General features: G+C 36.9%; 18 protein-coding genes. 13 read left to right on the top strand and 5 right to left on the bottom strand.

Features of this window, described 5'->3' with window-relative positions:
* Positions 1 to 58 precede the first annotated feature (58 nt).
* Positions 59 to 841, bottom strand: a complete 783-nt coding sequence (locus DQN49_RS05135) for an alpha/beta fold hydrolase (RefSeq protein ID WP_013527523.1) — start codon at positions 839 to 841, stop codon at positions 59 to 61.
* Positions 842 to 911: 70 nt separating this feature from the next.
* On the opposite strand from DQN49_RS05135, the gene seqA reads away from it, so the two are divergent.
* The 8 genes from seqA to selD all read left to right on the top strand — a co-directional run bounded on the left by seqA (position 912) and on the right by selD (position 11,194).
* Positions 912 to 1,505, top strand: coding sequence for a replication initiation negative regulator SeqA (gene seqA, locus DQN49_RS05130; RefSeq protein ID WP_005648714.1), 594 nt, complete (start codon positions 912 to 914; stop codon positions 1,503 to 1,505).
* Positions 1,506 to 1,507: 2 nt separating this feature from the next.
* Positions 1,508 to 2,866 (top strand): o-succinylbenzoate--CoA ligase, encoded by a 1,359-nt coding sequence (menE, locus tag DQN49_RS05125; RefSeq protein WP_006996281.1) that lies wholly within the window; start codon positions 1,508 to 1,510, stop codon positions 2,864 to 2,866.
* A 41-nt stretch (positions 2,867 to 2,907) separates the two neighbouring features.
* Positions 2,908 to 6,231 carry a mechanosensitive channel MscK gene (mscK, locus tag DQN49_RS05120; protein WP_032826349.1) on the top strand — a complete coding sequence of 1,108 codons (3,324 nt, stop codon included), beginning with the start codon at positions 2,908 to 2,910 and terminating at the stop codon, positions 6,229 to 6,231.
* A 10-nt stretch (positions 6,232 to 6,241) separates the two neighbouring features.
* Positions 6,242 to 7,315 (top strand): chorismate synthase, encoded by a 1,074-nt coding sequence (gene aroC / locus DQN49_RS05115; RefSeq protein WP_006996279.1) that lies wholly within the window; start codon positions 6,242 to 6,244, stop codon positions 7,313 to 7,315.
* Between the two features lie 171 nt (positions 7,316 to 7,486).
* Entirely contained in the window at positions 7,487 to 8,347 is an 861-nt protein-coding gene (gene mepA / locus DQN49_RS05110; RefSeq protein WP_006996278.1) for a penicillin-insensitive murein endopeptidase, read from the top strand.
* A gap of 17 nt (positions 8,348 to 8,364) precedes the next feature.
* On the top strand, positions 8,365 to 9,132 hold the full coding sequence (locus DQN49_RS05105; RefSeq protein ID WP_006996277.1) for a TSUP family transporter: 768 nt from the start codon (positions 8,365 to 8,367) through the stop codon (positions 9,130 to 9,132).
* Positions 9,133 to 9,178: 46 nt separating this feature from the next.
* The gene (gene lpxM / locus DQN49_RS05100; protein ID WP_006996276.1) at positions 9,179 to 10,135 is read left to right on the top strand and encodes a lauroyl-Kdo(2)-lipid IV(A) myristoyltransferase; all 957 of its coding nucleotides are present in this window, start codon (positions 9,179 to 9,181) and stop codon (positions 10,133 to 10,135) included.
* A 57-nt stretch (positions 10,136 to 10,192) separates the two neighbouring features.
* On the top strand, positions 10,193 to 11,194 hold the full coding sequence (gene selD / locus DQN49_RS05095; RefSeq protein WP_081457588.1) for a selenide, water dikinase SelD: 1,002 nt from the start codon (positions 10,193 to 10,195) through the stop codon (positions 11,192 to 11,194).
* Positions 11,195 to 11,304: 110 nt separating this feature from the next.
* Here the strand turns inward: selD and rplS are convergent, their stop codons facing one another.
* From rplS to rpsP, 4 genes are read right to left on the bottom strand one after another with little or no spacing between them, the layout of a single operon-like run.
* Positions 11,305 to 11,655: a 50S ribosomal protein L19 gene (gene rplS / locus DQN49_RS05090; protein ID WP_005648735.1), complete on the bottom strand. Its 351-nt coding sequence runs from the start codon at positions 11,653 to 11,655 to the stop codon at positions 11,305 to 11,307.
* A 36-nt stretch (positions 11,656 to 11,691) separates the two neighbouring features.
* The gene (gene trmD, locus DQN49_RS05085) at positions 11,692 to 12,432 is read right to left on the bottom strand and encodes a tRNA (guanosine(37)-N1)-methyltransferase TrmD (protein ID WP_006996274.1); all 741 of its coding nucleotides are present in this window, start codon (positions 12,430 to 12,432) and stop codon (positions 11,692 to 11,694) included.
* Between the two features lie 37 nt (positions 12,433 to 12,469).
* Positions 12,470 to 12,997: a ribosome maturation factor RimM gene (gene rimM / locus DQN49_RS05080; protein ID WP_005653863.1), complete on the bottom strand. Its 528-nt coding sequence runs from the start codon at positions 12,995 to 12,997 to the stop codon at positions 12,470 to 12,472.
* A gap of 44 nt (positions 12,998 to 13,041) precedes the next feature.
* Positions 13,042 to 13,290: a 30S ribosomal protein S16 gene (gene rpsP, locus DQN49_RS05075; protein WP_005653865.1), complete on the bottom strand. Its 249-nt coding sequence runs from the start codon at positions 13,288 to 13,290 to the stop codon at positions 13,042 to 13,044.
* A gap of 291 nt (positions 13,291 to 13,581) precedes the next feature.
* Here rpsP and DQN49_RS05070 point away from each other — a divergent pair, with 291 nt between their 5' ends.
* The 5 genes from DQN49_RS05070 to DQN49_RS05050 all read left to right on the top strand — a co-directional run bounded on the left by DQN49_RS05070 (position 13,582) and on the right by DQN49_RS05050 (position 18,985).
* Positions 13,582 to 14,355: a hypothetical protein gene (locus tag DQN49_RS05070; protein ID WP_032826348.1), complete on the top strand. Its 774-nt coding sequence runs from the start codon at positions 13,582 to 13,584 to the stop codon at positions 14,353 to 14,355.
* A gap of 22 nt (positions 14,356 to 14,377) precedes the next feature.
* Positions 14,378 to 16,189: an NAD nucleotidase gene (nadN, locus tag DQN49_RS05065; protein WP_006996272.1), complete on the top strand. Its 1,812-nt coding sequence runs from the start codon at positions 14,378 to 14,380 to the stop codon at positions 16,187 to 16,189.
* A 283-nt stretch (positions 16,190 to 16,472) separates the two neighbouring features.
* On the top strand, positions 16,473 to 17,015 hold the full coding sequence (gene aroK / locus DQN49_RS05060) for a shikimate kinase AroK (protein WP_005648746.1): 543 nt from the start codon (positions 16,473 to 16,475) through the stop codon (positions 17,013 to 17,015).
* Between the two features lie 19 nt (positions 17,016 to 17,034).
* Positions 17,035 to 18,123 carry a 3-dehydroquinate synthase gene (gene aroB, locus DQN49_RS05055; RefSeq protein WP_006996271.1) on the top strand — a complete coding sequence of 363 codons (1,089 nt, stop codon included), beginning with the start codon at positions 17,035 to 17,037 and terminating at the stop codon, positions 18,121 to 18,123.
* A 1-nt stretch (position 18,124) separates the two neighbouring features.
* Complete coding sequence (locus DQN49_RS05050; protein WP_006996270.1) at positions 18,125 to 18,985, top strand: Dam family site-specific DNA-(adenine-N6)-methyltransferase; 861 nt, start codon at positions 18,125 to 18,127, stop codon at positions 18,983 to 18,985.
* Positions 18,986 to 19,578 lie beyond the last annotated feature (593 nt).

Here is a 19,578-nt window from a genome sequence, read left to right as displayed (position 1 = left end):
TATAAGGCTTATCCAAATTTGGCGAACTATATCATAAAAGCATTCTCACTTAAACTACTTAATTCTTATTTAGAAATCGTTTAATTGCACGAATAACAAAATCAGGTTTTTCGGCGTGAACCCAGTGTCCACTGCCATTAATCGTAAAGGCAGTTGCATTAGGAAATTGTTCTAGAATTTTTTCGCTATTTTCTATTTTTATATAAGAGGAATCTCCACCCTTAATAAAAAGAGTTGGCGTAAATACACGTACTTTTTCCCAATCCATAATATTGGCATAATTGTTAAAAAGTGCAGTAAGATTAAAACGAAAACAATCAGCTGAATTAACATCAAAAGATTTCAACATAAATTGTACAACGTTTTCATCATTAATTTCTTGTTTTAAAATCGGTTTGGCTTGCTGACGATTTTCAGGCTTTGCATTTTTTACCGCAAATAGGCCATTAAAAACATCTTTATGACCAAATCCTTCATAAGGCATAGGGGATATATCAATTACGATTAATTTTTCGACTAATTCTGGGCAAAGTGCGGTGATTTTCATGGCGGTTTTTCCCCCCATAGAATGACCAATTAATATCACTTTGGATAAATTTAAGTGGCGGATTACCGCGATAACATCTTCAGCCATCAGTTGATAATTCATTTTTTCCGAATGAAAACTATGGCCGTGATTGCGTAAATCAATACGTAAAATACTGTAATATTCACTAAAAGCTCTCGCGATAACGCCGAGATTATCCATATCGCCGAATAAACCGTGAATAAAAATTAAAACAGGTGTATTAATCGTTTGTTTTACTTGATGAAATTGATAATTGAGTAATGATTTTGCCATAATTTTTACGTGAGAATTTGTAAAGAAGTCGTTATAATTGAAAAAAATTTTAGCAAACAGAGAGATAAAAATGAAGATCATTGAAGTAGACGAAGAATTATACCAATATATTGCGAGCCAAACCCGCTCTATTGGAGAAAGTGCTTCGGATATTTTACGCCGTTTGCTTAGTTTACCTGTGCATACTTCAATTGTTAATGATTTAATTATTACTTCAGCAGAAACAGATCAAAAGCCAAAACAGGCTATCAATGTGAAAGAAGTAAATATCAAAACAACAAAAAAGCAATCAATAACCGCAATTAATCAGATTGTAGAAAAAGTCCAAACTTTATTAAATTCAACTGAATTTCAAGAAGAAAGTAAGGCTGTTGTACGTTTCTTAGCGATTTTACGTGTGCTTTATCGTACAAATCCTGAAAGTTTTGCGCAAGCCACAGAATCTTTACAAGGACGTACTCGAGTTTACTTTGCACGCGATGAAGCGACATTATTAATGGCGGGTAACCATACTAAACCAAAACAAATTCCAGATACGCCTTATTGGGTTATTACCAATACAAATAGTGGACGAAAAATGTTAATGCTAGAAGGAGCAATGCAATCTATGGAATTACCTGAAACATTGATTGATGAAGTGCGATCATATTTCACGGTAAATTAATAATGTATCCTTGGCAAGATTTTGCTATTCAACCTGATTTCTCAAATAAAATCGCTTTGCGTACTACGCAGGGCGATATGCTTACTTGGATAGAATTGACTACCAAGATTAACCAAACAGTGGCTTTTTTACAAAAAAAAGGCGTAAATGCGGAAAGTGCGGTTGCTTTTGTGGGAAAAAATTCAGAGAAAATTTTATTTTTATATCTGGCGACAATTCAGCTTGGTGCAAAAGTTTTAGGCATAAACCCTGCTTTTCCACAAGAAAAAATTGCAAAATTATGTGAGTTTTATCAAATTGATTTTTGTTTTTATGATAAAGATTTACTGAATTTGCAAGAAATTGGTGTTTTTACGCAAAAAGCCGATTTTTTTCGTCCTGCGACGATGACGCTCACGTCTGGATCGACAGGTTTACCAAAAGCAGTTGTGCATAATGTCCAAGCACATTTGGATAATGCAAAAGGGGTATGTAACTTAATGAAGTTTGATTGTAATCAATCTTGGTTACTTTCATTACCCTTATATCACGTTTCAGGGCAAGGTATTGTTTGGCGTTGGTTATATTGCGGTGCACAATTACATTTCCCAGAAGATGATTTTTATGCTTCATTATTAAAGACGACCCACGTTTCTCTTGTGCCAACGCAATTACAGCGTTTATTAGATTATTTACAGGAAAATCCGAGCATTTCATTTGCTACACGCCATATTTTACTGGGCGGTGCGCATATTCCGACAGAACTTACACAAAAAATGGTGAAATATGGCATTAAAACTTATTCTGGTTATGGAATGACGGAAATGGCGTCTACGGTTTTTGCTAAAAAATCTGACGGAAAACAAGGCGTAGGGCAACCGCTCTTAGGTAGAGAGTATTGTTTAGTAAATGATGAAATTTGGCTGAAAGGTGCAGGTTTGGCGATGGGTTATTGGAAAGATCGACAAATTGTTCCATTAACAAATAACCAAGGTTGGATTCAGACAAAAGATAAAGGCATTTGGCAAGAGGGCGAACTTGTTATTATCGGACGACTTGATAATATGTTTATTTCAGGTGGCGAAAATATTCAGCCAGAAGAAATTGAACAAGTGATTATTCAACATTCTTCAGTTAATCAAGTGTTTGTTTTACCACAAAAAAACAAAGAATTTGGTCAGCGTCCTGTCGCTTTAGTGGATTTTAATGAACCCTTTAGCAAAAGTGCGGTTGAAAATTTAATGTTTTTTTTACAAGATAAACTTGCACGTTTTAAACAGCCTATTGCATATTATCCTTTGCCACTGATACTTGAGAAAGGCATTAAGATCTCACGTAAACAGCTTGCTGATTGGCTGGCAAAGCGAGATGAGATAAATTAATTTACCATTTAGATTAGGGAAAAATAATGATTAGGAAACTTATGAAAATACCTCCATTTTTTACCGCACTTTTTGCCTCGGCAATGTTTACCCTTAGCGTTTCGCAAGGGGTATTGGCGGCAAATTCAACAAACGTATTACCAACGGAACAATCGCTTAAAGCCGATTTGGCTAACGCTCAAAAAATGAGTGAGGGGGAGGCAAAAAATAGGTTGTTAGCAGAATTACAAACATCAATTGATTTATTGCAGCAAATTCAAGCTCAACAAAAAATCAATGATGCATTGCAAACAACATTAAGCCATTCAGAGAGTGAAATTAGAAAGAATAATGCAGAAATTCAAGCATTAAAAAAACAACAAGAAACGGTAACAAGTACTGATGATAATGCACAATCACAGGACTATTTACAAAATAGTCTCACTAAGTTAAATGATCAATTACAAGATACGCAAAACGCATTAAGCACAGCAAATGCACAATTGGCAGGGCAAAGTTCTATTTCTGAACGAGCACAAGCGGCATTAACAGAAAATGTTGTACGCACACAGCAAATCAATCAACAATTGGCCAATAATAATATTGGTAGCACATTGCGAAAACAATATCAGATTGAATTACAACTGATTGATTTAAAGAATAGTTATAATCAAAACTTATTAAAAAATAATGATCAGCTTTCTTTACTCTATCAAAGCCGTTATGACCTATTGAATTTACGTTTGCAAGTACAGCAGCAAAATATTATTGCGATTCAAGAAGTCATTAATCAAAAAAATCTTCAGCAATCACAAAATCAAGTAGAACAAGCTCAGCAGCAACAGCAAAAAACTGTGCAAAATGATTACATTCAAAAAGAACTTGATCGCAATGCACAGCTTGGTCAGTATTTATTACAACAAACAGAAAAAGCGAATTCATTAACTCAAGATGAGTTAAGAATGCGGAATATTTTAGATAGCCTCACTCAAACTCAACGTACTATTGATGAACAAATTAGTGCATTACAAGGCACGTTAGTTCTTTCACGTATTATCCAGCAACAAAAACAAAAATTACCGACTAACTTAAATATTCAAGGTTTATCAAAACAAATTGCCGATTTGCGTGTACATATTTTTGACATTACTCAAAAACGCAATGAACTTTATGATCTAGATAACTATATTAATAAAGTTGAAAGTGAAGATGGAAAACAATTTACTGAGGCAGAAAGAACGCAAGTTAAAACGCTATTAACTGAGCGTCGGAAAATGACATCTGATCTGATTAAATCTTTAAATAATCAATTAAATCTCGCGATTTCTTTGGAATTAACACAGCTGCAAATTACACAAATCAGTGATCAAATTCAATCTAAATTAGAGCAGCAAAGTTTTTGGGTGAAAAGTAATAATCCTATTGATTTAGATTGGGTAAAAATGCTTCCAAGAGCTTTAATTGAACAGTTTAATGGTATGTTGAAAAAATTAGGTTTTCCAACTAATTATGACAATTTACCTTATTTGCTGATGTATTTCTTAGGGTTATTTATTGTAGGCGGTGCAATTTTTAAATTTAAAAATCGTATTAAACAACAATTAAACAAAATTAATCGTGAAATACATCGTTTAGATACAGATAGTCAGTGGAGTACTCCACTTGCCCTGTTATTAACAGCGTTTTTAACGCTTTCTAGTACACTTTGGTTTTTAGCAGTTTGCCAAATGATCGGCTTCTTTTTCTTCAAAAATCCAGAAGAATTTTGGCATTGGTCATTTAGTATGGCGGGTTATTGGTGGTTCTTTACATTTTGGATTTCATTGTTCCGTCCAAATGGTATTTTTGTTAATCATTTTGAATCTTCAAAAGAGAATGCACAACGTTTTCGTGGTGTTATCCAGCGCATTATTATTGTGGTTGTATTGCTTTTAAATACTTCTGTGTTTAGCAATGTCACTGATGCAGGTTTAGCTAATGATGTGTTAGGTCAAATTAATACTATTGCGGCTCTAATTTTCTGTGCGGCGATTATTGCCCCTCGTTTTAATCGAGTACTTCGCTCTTATGAACCTGAAACAAATAAACATCATTGGTTAATAAGAATTGTACAAATTGGTTTGAGATTAATTCCTGTGGGATTAATCGTACTTATTGTTTTAGGCTATTACTACACCGCTTTAAATTTAATTGAGCATTTTATTCATTCTTATATTGCTTGGTGTGTATGGTGGTTAGTACGCAATACGATTTACCGTGGTATTACGGTTTCTTCTCGTCGTTTAGCACATCGCCGTTTAGCAGAAAAACGTCGTCAAAAAGCACTTGAAAATAATTATGAAAATATGTCCTCTGATGATGTGGTTGCAGTGGGAGAGCCAGAGGAAAGTTTGGCGTTAAATGATGTGCGTAACCAATTATTACGTTTTGTAGATCTCTTTATTTGGACAGCATTATTAGGAATTTTCTACTATGTATGGTCAGATTTAGTCACCGTAGTGAGCTATTTACGTGAAATTACACTTTGGCAACAAACCACGACAACCGATGCTGGCACTGTAATGGAAAGCATTACTTTATTTAATCTTCTTGTTGCTTTGGTTATCGTAGGAATTACTTATGTGTTGGTTCGTAATATTTCAGGTATTTTGGAAGTATTAATTTTCTCTCGCGTGAATCTTTCACAAGGTACGCCTTATACGATTACGACACTACTTACTTATATTTTTATCGCCATTGGTGGTGCTTGGGCATTTGCAACCTTAGGGATGTCTTGGTCAAAATTACAATGGTTATTCGCCGCACTTTCTGTTGGTCTTGGTTTTGGTATGCAAGAGATTTTTGCAAACTTTGTGTCAGGTATCATTTTGTTATTTGAACGCCCAATCCGAGTTGGCGATGTGGTTACCATTAATGGAGTGAGCGGTACTGTAGCGAAAATTCGTATCCGTGCAATTACATTGATTGATTTTGATCGCAAAGAAGTGATTGTGCCAAATAAATCTTTTGTGACAGGTCAAGTGACCAACTGGGCATTATCTAGCACTATGACACGTTTAGTGATTAGCGTTGGTGTTGCTTATGGTTCTGATTTAACGCTCGTGCGCCAATTATTACTTCAAGCAGCTGATGAACAGCCGACTATTTTACGCGATCCTAAACCATCTGCTTATTTTTTAACTTTTGGTGCAAGTACACTGGATCACGAGTTACGTGTTTATGTAGAACAAGTTGGGGATCGCACCAGTATTACAGATGCCCTTAATCGCCGTATTAATGAATTATTTGCAGAACATAATATTGATATTGCCTTTAATCAATTAGATGTATTTATCAAAAATAATGATACAGGCGAAGAAATTCCTTTTGTTGATGTAAAAAAATAAGGGGGAAATTATGGCTGGTAATACAATTGGACAACTTTTCCGTGTGACAACCTTTGGGGAGTCACATGGTATTGCATTAGGCTGTATCGTTGATGGCGTGCCACCAAATCTCGAATTATCCGAGAAAGATATTCAGCCAGATCTAGATCGTCGTAAACCAGGAACATCTCGATATACTACGCCTCGTCGTGAAGATGACGAAGTTCAAATTTTATCGGGAGTGTTTGAAGGAAAAACCACAGGCACAAGTATTGGAATGATCATTAAAAATGGTGATCAGCGTTCGCAAGATTATGGTGACATTAAAGATCGTTTCCGCCCAGGTCATGCGGATTTTACCTATCAGCAAAAGTATGGAATCCGTGATTATCGTGGCGGTGGGCGTTCGTCAGCACGTGAAACAGCGATGCGGGTTGCTGCAGGGGCTATTGCGAAAAAATATTTACGCGAACATTTTGGCATTGAGGTGCGAGGTTTTTTAAGCCAAATCGGTAATATAAAAATTGCTCCGCAGAAAGTGGGACAAATTGATTGGGAAAAGGTAAACAGCAATCCATTCTTTTGTCCTGATGAAAGTGCGGTAGAAAAATTCGATGAATTGATCCGTGAACTTAAAAAAGAAGGAGATTCTATTGGTGCAAAACTTACTGTTATTGCAGAAAATGTACCTGTAGGATTGGGCGAGCCAGTATTTGACCGTTTAGATGCCGATCTTGCTCACGCATTAATGGGAATTAATGCAGTAAAAGGTGTAGAAATTGGCGATGGCTTTGCTGTGGTTGAACAACGAGGTTCGGAACATCGTGATGAAATGACACCTAATGGCTTTGAAAGTAATCATGCAGGCGGTATTTTAGGCGGAATTAGTTCAGGACAACCAATTATCGCCACTATTGCACTAAAACCAACTTCAAGCATTACGATTCCTGGTCGTTCAATCAATCTTAATGGTAAACCCGTAGAAGTTGTAACAAAAGGTCGTCACGATCCTTGTGTGGGGATTCGTGCTGTACCCATCGCAGAAGCTATGATGGCGATTGTCTTATTAGATCATCTATTACGTTTTAAGGCACAGTGTAAATAATCTTAGTATGAGATGGGAGTCTGTGCCTAGGATAGGTATACCCTAGGTTAGTTTGATGTTATCCCTTTGGGGTAAGTGTAAAGTTCCCCAAAGGGGAACTATTTTTCTAACCGTGGGTATACTTACCCACGGCAAAACCTAGGATATACTTACCTACAGCAAAACTTTAGAATGAATAAAATTTTATTAAAAACAACCATAATTTTTACCGCACTTTTCTCTCTGAACGTTGTTGCGTCTCCTCTAGATTGGCAAAAAGTGAAACGCCCTATTCCAAGTGAAGATGGTAAAGCAAGTCCTATTGGTAGTTATACCAACGGGTGTATTATTGGAGCACAAGCATTACCGCCGAAAGGTGAAGGTTACCAAGTTATTCGTATGAATCGCAATCGTTATTATGGTCATCCAAATATGATTCAGTATCTTAAACGTTTGGGACAACGCATTAAAGCTGCTGGGTTGCCAACGATGTTAGTGGGCGATATTGCCATGCCGGGTGGCGGACGATTTTTAACGGGTCATGCTAGCCATCAGATGGGATTAGATGCGGATATTTGGTTAAGAATGGGCGAGATGTCAGACGCCGATGCGCTGAATTCTGATGGTAAGGGTTTATTAGTTGTAGATAGAAAGGCGCAACGAGTGGATGAACGAGTATGGAATAGCAATCATGCGACGTTAATCAAGTTAGCTGCGCAAGATCCAAATGTGACGCGTATTTTTGTTAATCCTGCGATTAAGGTAAAATTATGTCAAACCGCTGGCAATGATCGCGGTTGGCTACACAAAATTCGTCCTTGGCATGGACACAACTCTCATTTTCATGTTCGTTTAACTTGCCCCGCAGATGCATCTTATTGTGAAAATCAAGCGCCTGTGCCTGCTGGTAATGGTTGTGGAGACGAATTATATTCTTGGTTTGAACCGCCAAAACCAGGTGCTTCAGTGAGCAAACCTAAAGTTACACCGCCTGAGCCGTTTTTGTGCCAACAGATTTTGAACTCACCGAATCGGAGTGAATGGTTAGAATAGCATTAAGGTAAATCAATATGGATATCGGCATTGATCTTTTAGCAATATTGTTTTGTGTTGGTTTTGTTGCATCATTTATCGATGCAATTGCTGGCGGTGGTGGATTAATTACTATTCCAGCGTTGCTTATGACTGGCATGCCACCAGCAATGGCGTTAGGCACCAACAAATTGCAAGCTATGGGCGGTGCATTATCCGCAAGCCTTTATTTCTTGCGAAAAAGAGCGGTCAATTTACGCGATATTTGGTTTATTTTGATTTGGGTTTTCTTAGGTTCAGCCCTAGGTACATTATTAATTCAATCAATTGACGTGGCGATTTTCAAAAAAATGCTGCCTTTTTTGATTTTAGCCATTGGTCTATATTTTTTATTTACCCCTAAATTAGGTGATGAAGATCGAAAACAGCGTTTAAGTTACATGTTATTTGGTCTTTTAGTTAGCCCATTTTTAGGTTTTTATGATGGCTTCTTTGGCCCAGGAACTGGCTCAATCATGAGTTTAGCCTGTGTTACTTTGCTAGGATTTAATCTCCCGAAAGCGACGGCACATGCAAAAGTGATGAACTTCACTTCGAACCTTGCTTCTTTTGCGCTTTTCTTATTGGGTGGACAAATTCTTTGGAAAGTGGGTTTCGTGATGATGGCTGGGAGCATTTTAGGTGCAAATTTAGGTGCCAAAATGGTAATGACGAAAGGTAAAACCTTGATTCGACCGATGGTTGTTATCATGTCTTTTATGATGACGGCTAAAATGGTTTACGATCAGGGTTGGTTTCATTTTTAATTCGGAAAGCGCGCAAAAGTGCGGTTAAAATTAATTTCATTTTATTATGTCGGATAATCAACAAAATTTACGTTTGACAGCGAGAGTGGGCTATGAAGCGCACTTTTCATGGTCGTATTTAAAGCCTCAATATTGGGGGATTTGGCTTGGTATTTTCTTTTTATTGTTGTTAGCATTTGTGCCTTTTCGTCTGCGCGATAAATTTGCGGGAAAATTAGGTATTTGGATTGGGCATAAAGCAAAGAAACAGCGTACGCGTGCACAAACTAACTTGCAATATTGTTTCCCTCATTGGACTGAACAACAACGTGAGCAAGTGATTGATAAAATGTTTACGGTTGTTACACAAGTTATGTTTGGAATTGGTGAGATTGCAATCCGTTCAAAGAAACATTTGCAAAAACGAAGCGAATTTATCGGTCTTGAACATATCGAACAGGCAAAAGCTGAAGGAAAGAATATTATTCTTATGGTGCCACATGGCTGGGCGATTGATGCGTCTGGCATTATTTTGCACACTCAAGGCATGCCAATGACTTCTATGTATAATCCACACCGTAATCCATTGGTGGATTGGCTTTGGACGATTGCACGCCAACGTTTCGGCGGAAAAATGCATGCACGCCAAAATGGTATTAAACCTTTTTTAGGTCATGTTCGTAAAGGCGAAATGGGTTATTACTTACCAGATGAAGATTTTGGGATGGAACAAAGCGTATTTGTTGATTTCTTTGGGACTTATAAAGCGACATTGCCAGGGTTAAATAAAATGGCAAAACTTTCTAAAGCCGTTGTTATTCCAATGTTTCCTCGTTATAACGCAGAAACAGGCAAATATGAAATGGAAATTCATCCTGCAATGAATTTAAGTGATGATCCTGAACAATCAGCCCGAGCAATGAACGAAGAAATAGAATCTTTTGTTACGCCAGCGCCAGAGCAATATGTTTGGATTTTGCAATTATTGCGTACAAGGAAAGATGGCGAAGATCTTTATGATTAAAAATAGGGTTTGAAAGTCATATTCTCGAAAACGGATATTCAATAAGGTAAATAAGAAATGGAAGAAAAAATTCGGCTGACACAATACAGCCATGGTGCAGGTTGAGGCTGTAAAATTTCGCCTAAGGTGTTAGGGACAATTTTACATTCAGAACTGGAAAAATTTTATGATCCAAATCTGCTCGTTGGCAATGAAACTGCAATTATCAGTACCACAGACTTTTTCATGCCGATTGTGGATGATCCTTTTGATTTTGGACGAATTGCTGCGACCAATGCCATCAGTGATATTTTTGCTATGGGCGGTAAGCCGATAATGGGAATTGCCATTTTAGGTTTTCCAACCAATGTATTACCTGCAGAAGTTGCACAGAAAATTGTTGATGGCGGTCGCTTTGCTTGCCATCAAGCGGGTATTGCTTTAGCGGGTGGACATTCCATTGATTCGCCTGAACCTATTTTTGGTTTAGCCGTGACAGGCGTGATTAACACTGAAAAAGTGAAACGTAATGCTTCTGCAAAATCAGGTTGTAAGCTTTATATGACGAAACCGCTTGGTATTGGTATTTTGACGACGGCGGAAAAAAAAGGAAAACTTAAGCCAGAACATCAAGGTTTAGCTACTGCCGCCATGTGTCAAATGAATTCTATTGGTAGTCAATTTGCCCAAGTGGATGGCGTAACAGCAATGACGGATGTCACAGGATTTGGTTTACTTGGTCATTTAATTGAAATCTGTGAAGGTTCAAATCTAAGTGCGGTAGTTTTTTCGGACAAAATTAAAACCTTGGACGGCGTAAAAGATTATATTGCTCAAGGTTGTGTACCCAGTGGAACAGGGCGTAATTTTGAAAGTTATGGACATAAAGTTGGCGCATTAACCGAAGAACAAAAAGCGATTTTGTGTGATCCTCAAACATCAGGCGGTTTATTAGTGGCAGTTGAGCCTAATTGCGTTCAAACAGTAATTGACATAGCCAAAGATGCGGGCATTGATTTATATGAAGTGGGTAAATTGAAACCTAAATCAGAATCCGATATCGTTGTTGAAGTAAAATAAGGAATTTTAATCGATCATCCCTAATGATTAATTAAATTACCATGATCCACATAGCAAAAAACCTTGGAATATCCCAAGGTTTTTTTTAGATTATCATTAAATATAATGAATTATGCGCCTAAACGCTCTTTAATACGAGCTGATTTACCTGAACGTTCACGTAAGTAGTAAAGTTTAGCTTTACGTACCGCACCTTTACGTTTAACTGCGATAGAATCTACAGCTGGAGAGTGAGTTTGGAATACACGCTCAACGCCTACGCCGTTAGATACTTTACGTAAAGTAAATGCTGAGTGCAAGCCACGGTTACGAATTGCAATAACCACGCCTTCGAATGCTTGCAAACGACGTTTGCTACCTTCAACTACCCATACTTTAACTTCTAAAGTATCACCTGGGCGGAAGCTAGGTACGTTTTGTTTTAATTGTTCTTGTTCAAGTTGTTTGATAATGTTAGACATTGTTTGATCCTTTATTGATCCTAGATGTAACTGAAACTAACTGTTATGCTCGGCTTGCGCCTCTTTTAACAGCTTACGTTGTTCGTCAGTCAGAGCTAGGCCTTCTAAGAGCTCAGGGCGTCGGAGCCACGTTCTCTGTAGCGATTGTTTTAATCGCCATTTCCGAATTTCTTCGTGATGTCCCGACATCAGCACGGGTGGTACAGTTAATCCTTCTAACACTTCCGGTCTAGTGTAATGTGGGCAATCTAATAAACCATCTGCAAAAGAATCTTTCTCTGCGGAGGCTTGTTTGCCTAATACACCAGGAATAAAACGAGCAACAGCATCAATTAATGTCATTGCTGGCAATTCCCCACCGGTCAGAACGTAATCGCCGATTGACCATTCTTCATCAATTTCAGTTTGAATCAACCGTTCATCAATCCCTTCGTAACGTCCACATACTAAAATCAATTTCTGATTTTGAGCAAGCTCGGTTACGCCGCCTTGATCGAGTTTACGTCCTTGTGGCGAAAGGTAAATCACCTTTGCTCCTTCTCCTGCCGCAGCTTTTGCAGTATGAATCGCATCCCGTAAAGGTTGCACCATCATTAGCATTCCCGGGCCACCACCATAAGGGCGATCGTCCACGGTTTTATGCTTGTCGAATGTAAAATTTCTTGGATTCCAACATTCAACTTTCAGAAGATTATGTTTTACGGCTCTACCTGTAACCCCAAATTCCGTAATCGCTTTAAACATTTCGGGGAATAATGAAATTACCCCTATCCACATAAAAAGCCTACTACATTACGTTTGTGCATACTTGAGATTAGAAACCAGCGTCCCAATCCACTTCAATTGTTTTTGTGGTGAGATCGACTCTTTTAACTACTTGTTCATACAAAAACGGAATTAACCGCTCTTGTTTTCCAAAAGCATCTTTGGTATTGGCTTTAACCACTAATACATCATTAGAACCCGTTTCCATCATTTCTGTTACTGTTCCCATTGTATAACCTTCTAAGTTTACGACTGTACAACCGATTAAATCGTGCCAGTAATAATCGCCCTCTTCTAGTTCTGGGAAAACAGATAAATCTACACCAATTTCAACATTCGCTAAAATTTGTGCAGCTTCACGGTCATCAACGCCTTTTAATTTAACGATGATTTCGTGATTATGATAACGCCAGTTTTCTAATTCAATTGATTGCCATTCACCTTTGATTTTTAAAAACCAAGGTTGATAATCAAAAATGCTTTCAGCTTGTTCTGTTGATGAATAAATACGCAACCACCCACGAATACCGTAGGTTGAGCCTAATTTGCCCACAACTTCAATATGTTGTTGTTCCATATTTTTCACCTATCTTAGTTTGAGAACTAAATCAAAAAGCAAAATTATGCTGCTTTTTGTGCTTCTTTTACCAAGCTCGCAACACGATCAGAAAGTGAAGCACCTTGAGCAACCCAGTGATTTACACGCTCAAGATTAATGCGAAGACGTTCTGCATTACCTTGTGCAATTGGATTGAAGAAACCTACACGTTCAATGAAGCGACCGTCACGAGGTGAACGACTGTCAGCGACTACGATTTGATAAAATGGGCGTTTTTTAGCTCCGCCACGAGATAAACGAATGGTTACCATAACCTTCCTCTAAATGTTTAATTACTAAAAGAATATTCTCAAATTCGAAAGTGATTTGAGAATATAGCTTACTTTTTTCTCTGTATATATAGACAAAAAGCCTGCGAATTTTATACTTTTCAAGCAAAATTGCAAGTTTTGTATGCATAAAGTAGGTTGTATTCCTTTTAATTATCATTCACAATTTATTTTGTTTTACGATATAATACGAGGCATCCAGCTGTTTTAGGTCAAATTTACGCGTATAGCGGTATTTTAGCTTGATAAAATATCAGTTAAATGAGGTTTATTATGAAAATTAGTTTTCATTCTGTGTTAATTGGATTAGCATCATTTATTGGTGTTCAACAAGGTGTAATAGCTAGTCCATCTTCTCATCAATCAATATCCACTGAATCAGCTGAGGCTTTGAAGCAACAATTTTCAATGGCTTTAGCTAAACAAGACAAACAACAAATTACAAATTTACAAAAAAAACTTACCGCACTTTTTTCTTTACCTCCCCAATTTCTTGATAATCAGATCCAAATAAGCGAGAAAATCCTCACTCGCATTTTTAAAACAGATAAAAATCTCACGCCTAAATTTCTTGATTACTTATACTTTGAGCCAATAAATACTGTTGATGCTAATTTAATTCAGGAAATGAAGAAAAACTTACTGGTGTCTTTTTTAGCAAATGATCAGGCAAAAATTTATATTCGTCAAACAGATAATTCAGAGCAATTTGTTCAGACTTTAATGGAGCGGGGAGCAAAAGCAGATCAAATTATATTACTGTCTTTGAATGCCAAAGGTATATTTCAAAAAATTATTGAACAAATACGTCAAGATTTTCCGAATCAGACTATTTTTTCGATTACTGAAAATCGTATTAGTTTGATTACTCCTTCTTCAGAAATTAAGTCTCGCCTTGCTTTAGCAAATATGATGTTCAATCGCCAATTTAAAGGTGTGGAAGTTGATGATTTCTCGTATTTAGATCAACCTCGAGAAAATTTACAGCACAATAATGATGCAATTCGTTACAGAACCTTTCAAGCAATGCTAGAAGGTTTAAATTAATCCCTTACCAATAGGAGTTTTTATGCTTTTATCCAAAAAATCGGCCACCTTTGCACTCAGTGCATTTGCGATGCTTTTCACTAGTGTAGCTCTTGCCAAAGAGGCACCACAAGCTCACAAAGCTGTGGAATTAAGTATTTTGCATATCAATGATCACCATTCTTATTTAGAACCGCACGAAACACGGATTAATTTAAATGGTCAGCAAACCAAAGTGGATATTGGTGGTTTTTCTGCTGTCAATGCAAAACTTAACGAATTGCGTAAAAAATACAAAAATCCATTAGTACTGCATGCAGGCGATGCCATTACTGGTACGCTTTACTTTACGCTGTTTGGCGGTTCTGCAGATGCAGCTGTGATGAATGCAGGTAATTTCCATTATTTTACTTTAGGTAATCATGAATTTGACGCGGGTAATGAAGGGTTATTAAAACTGCTTGAACCATTAAAAATCCCAGTGCTTTCAGCTAATGTGATTCCTGATAAAAGTTCAATTTTGTATAACAAATGGAAACCTTACGATATTTTCACTGTGGATGGAGAAAAAATTGCTATTATCGGTTTAGATACCGTGAATAAAACAGTGAATTCCTCTTCTCCGGGTAAGGATGTGAAGTTTTATGATGAAATTGCTACTGCACAAATTATGGCAAATGCGCTAAAACAGCAAGGAATTAATAAAATTATCCTACTTTCACACGCAGGTAGTGAAAAAAATATCGAAATTGCTCAAAAAGTAAATGATATTGATGTGATCGTTACTGGCGATTCACATTATTTATACGGAAATGATGAATTACGTAGTTTAAAACTTCCAGTAATCTATGAATATCCACTTGAATTTAAAAATCCAAATGGAGAGCCTGTATTTGTAATGGAAGGCTGGGCTTATTCTGCCGTGGTGGGGGATTTGGGTGTTAAATTCAGTCCTGAAGGTATAGCGTCTATTACTCGTAAAATTCCTCATGTGTTAATGAGTTCTCATAAACTTCAAGTGAAAAATGCGGAAGGTAAATGGACGGAATTAACTGGCGATGAACGTAAAAAAGCACTTGATACTTTAAAATCAATGAAGAGTATTTCACTTGATGATCATGATGCAAAAACAGACATGCTTATTTCAAAATATAAAAGTGAAAAAGATCGTTTAGCACAAGAAATTGTTGGTGTCATCACAGGTTCTGCAATGCTGGGTGGTTCAGCAAACCGTATCCCAAATAAAGCAGGCTCAAATCCAGAAGGTTCTATTGCAACGCGTTTTATTGCAGAAACAATGTATAACGAACTCAAAACAGTGGATTTAACTATTCAAAATGCTGGCGGTGTACGCGCAGATATTTTACCGGGTAATGTAACCTTTAACGATGCTTATACTTTCTTACCTTTCGGGAATACGTTATATACCTATAAAATGGAAGGTTCATTAGTGAAACAAGTGCTTGAAGATGCAATGCAATTTGCTTTGGTTGATGGCTCTACAGGCGCATTCCCTTATGGTGCAGGTATTCGTTATGAAGCGAATGAAACACCAAATGCGGAAGGTAAGCGTTTAGTGAGTGTTGAAGTCTTGAATAAACAAACCCAACAATGGGAACCGATTGATGATAACAAACGTTATCTTGTCGGAACAAATGCTTATGTTGCAGGCGGTAAAGACGGTTATAAAACCTTTGGTAAATTATTTAACGATCCAAAATATGAAGGCGTTGATACCTACTTACCTGATGCAGAAAGTTTCATAAAATTTATGAAAAAACATCCGCACTTTGAGGCTTACACTTCATCAAATGTGAAATTTAATGCTTCAACTGATGCATTACCTAAAAAATAAATTGAAAAATAGGCTAAAAATAGCGCGTATTTAACGCGCTATTTTTGTTATTAATCCTAGGTTTGAAGACTTCATAGATGATTAAGAATTTTAACTATTCCATATTTAGATGGTTTCTCGTGGAAAATAAATTCCCTATAGAGGTTGAAAAATAGGGTGATTTATTGCGATAATCTACCCCATTTTTTGGGAGATCTTTCTATCTTCTGCATTTTTATGCAGTTTATTTTCATTAGAAATGATCGAATTTTATTTCACTTTTAATTTAATTAGATAAAGAACAATGGCGGAAAAACGTAATATTTTTTTAGTAGGACCAATGGGTGCAGGTAAAAGTACTATCGGTCGTCAATTAGCACAACAGCTTAATATGGATTTTATTGATTCCGATGCAGTGATTGAAGAACGTACGGGCGCGGATATTAGCTGGATTTTTGATTTGGAAGGCGAAGACGGCTTCCGAAAACGTGAAGAACGCATTATTAACGAACTCACACAAATGCAAGGTATCGTCCTTTCAACTGGTGGTGGCGCAGTGCTTTCTAAGGAAAACCGTAATTATTTATCAGCACGTGGTATTGTAATTTATTTAGAAACAACGGTGGAAAAACAATTCCAACGCACTCAACGTGATAAAAAACGTCCATTGCTCCAAGATGCAGAGAATCCTCGTCAAGTATTGGAAGATTTAGCAAAAATTCGCAATCCGCTTTATGAAGAAATTGCGGACATCACTTTGCCAACCGATGAACAAAATGCCAAAATAATGGTAAATCAAATTGTTGATTTAATTGATAATATGAATGGGTTGAATGGTGCACTTTAAACACACCTAAGGATAAATTATGCTGTGCGTCAACGTGGAATTGCAAGAGCGTCGCTATCCTATTTTAATTGGTAGCGGATTGTTACAAGATGAACGTAGTTACCCGATTATACGTGGGGATCGCGTGATGATTGTAACGAATCCTACAGTTGCGCAATTTTATCTCGATACAGTCATCTATGCGTTGGAAAAACGTGGTTGCGTAGTCGATCATGTTTTATTGCCAGATGGCGAAAAATACAAAACACTTGAATCTTTAAACTTAATTTTTACCGCACTTTTGCAAGGTAATCATGGGCGAGATACCACGATTATTGCATTGGGCGGCGGCGTAATTGGCGATGTTGCTGGCTTTGTTGCGGCAAGTTATCAGCGTGGTGTTCGTTTAATTCAAATTCCAACCACATTGCTTTCACAAGTGGATTCTTCAGTGGGCGGTAAAACGGCGGTTAATCATGAATTAGGCAAAAATATGATTGGCGCGTTCTATCAGCCATCAATGGTTATTATTGATACGCTCACGCTTAATACGCTTCCTAAACGTGAAGTAAACGCGGGGCTTGCCGAAGTTATCAAATATGGTGCCATTTTAGATTACGAATTTTTTGAATGGCTAGAGCAACATATTGATGAACTTGTCGCTTTGCATCCTGAGGCGCTTCAACATTGTATTTCTCGTTGTTGCCAAATTAAAGCAGATGTTGTCGCGAGAGATGAAACAGAAAAAGGCGATCGTGCATTGCTTAATCTTGGACATACTTTTGGACATGCCATTGAAACTCACTTAGGTTATGGAAACTGGCTTCATGGCGAAGCTGTTTCGACGGGAATGATGATGGCAGCGGCGCTTTCGGAAGAACTTGGAGATATTTCTATTGCAGATGTGTCTCGCCTTGAAAAATTACTTGCTCGTGCCAATTTGCCCACCGTATCACCGGATACGATGCAGCCAGAAGACTATTTACCGCATATGATGCGTGATAAAAAAGTTCTATCGGGTAAATTGCGTCTGGTGTTACTCAAATCTCTAGGTCAAGCTTATGTGGCGAATGATACCGAACATACCCTCGTGTTAAACGCAATTCGTCGTTGTACTCAAACGGATTAAGATGTTACGTCCGAAAAAACAATCTTTAAAACCTAAGTTAAAACACCGTCCATTTTTAAAATGGGCGGGGGGAAAATTTCGTTTAACGGACGAGATAAATAAAGCCTTTCCAAACAAAAAAAACTGCTTAATTGAGCCATTTGTGGGTGCTGGAGCGATATTTCTGAATTCTAATTTTGAACGCTATATTTTGGCAGATATCAACCCTGATTTAATCAATCTATTCAATATTGTGAAAGAAAATGTAGATGGTTATATTGAAGATTGTAAGCCGATTTTCTTCGCTGATGATGCCAATACACCCGATTATTACTATGCTAAACGTCGCCAATTCAATGCATCAACAGATCCTTTCGAACGTTCGATTATTTTTTTATATTTGAACCGTTTTGGGTTTAACGGATTATGCCGTTATAACAGCAAGAATGAATTTAATGTGCCTTTTGGAGCTTACAAAACTCATTATTTTCCAGAAGATGAATTACGTTATTTCGCTTATAAAGCGCAAAGTGCGGTATTTTTATGCTGTGATTTTCAAAAAACTTTTGAATTTGCCGATAAGGATTCGGTGATTTATTGTGATCCACCTTATGCTCCGCTACAACAAGAGACTAATTTTACTGGTTATGCGGGGAATGAGTTTGGATTGGCGCAGCAACGTGCTTTGGCAGATTTAGCGAAATCTATACAAAAAGAAAAACAAATTTCGATATTGATCTCGAATCACGATACTAAATTTACGCGTGAAATTTATAACGGTGCTAAATTTAAACGGGTAAAAGTCCAACGTTCTATTAGCCAAACCCCAGAAAAACGCGTAAAAGTGAAAGAATTGATTGCGATATTTGGTGCTCGTAAATAATAAAAATAGCCCTTACTTTATACTAAAAGTACCAAAATCGTAATTTTAAAACCACAATAAAATAATATATTGTGTATTACCATTTATCTCTTACAGTACCTATATACTTTTTTGATACTAACCCAAAATACTCACAAGTCTGTAATTTTACCTGTAATCCTTTTGTTTTATCAGAATGATTATCTAGAAAACTCATCCAATCATCAGAATAATTATTATCCTATGGTAGAATGTAAATTATTTTAATAACGCCTTATTTGTACTGTGGATAATTCATCAAAATTTAAGCCTGTTATGCTTTATTCTTTAGTGTATAACAAATAGGATAAAATGGAAAAAGCAAAACCATCCAAGCAAAGAAATTTTAATCACTGTCAAGGAGTACATTATTGAATTTGGTAATAAACCGTTAGGTTTAAAAGATACTAGACCCAAATGCCACTACCCTATTTGTGCTCAAGTTTTATTTGAGAAAAATGTAATACAGTGCCATCCTCTAATAGCAATTTTTCTAATTACCCAAAAAGCGAACTCTTCCCCATAAAATTAAACTAAAGCAATTTATACCAATCATATTTTCCATTATCACCAAA

Origin of the sequence: Haemophilus aegyptius (genome assembly GCF_900475885.1) — a bacterium.
Taxonomy (GTDB): domain Bacteria; phylum Pseudomonadota; class Gammaproteobacteria; order Enterobacterales; family Pasteurellaceae; genus Haemophilus; species Haemophilus influenzae.
The sequence above is the reverse complement of the archived record's forward strand: the minus strand, read 5'-3'. Positions and strand labels throughout refer to the sequence as shown.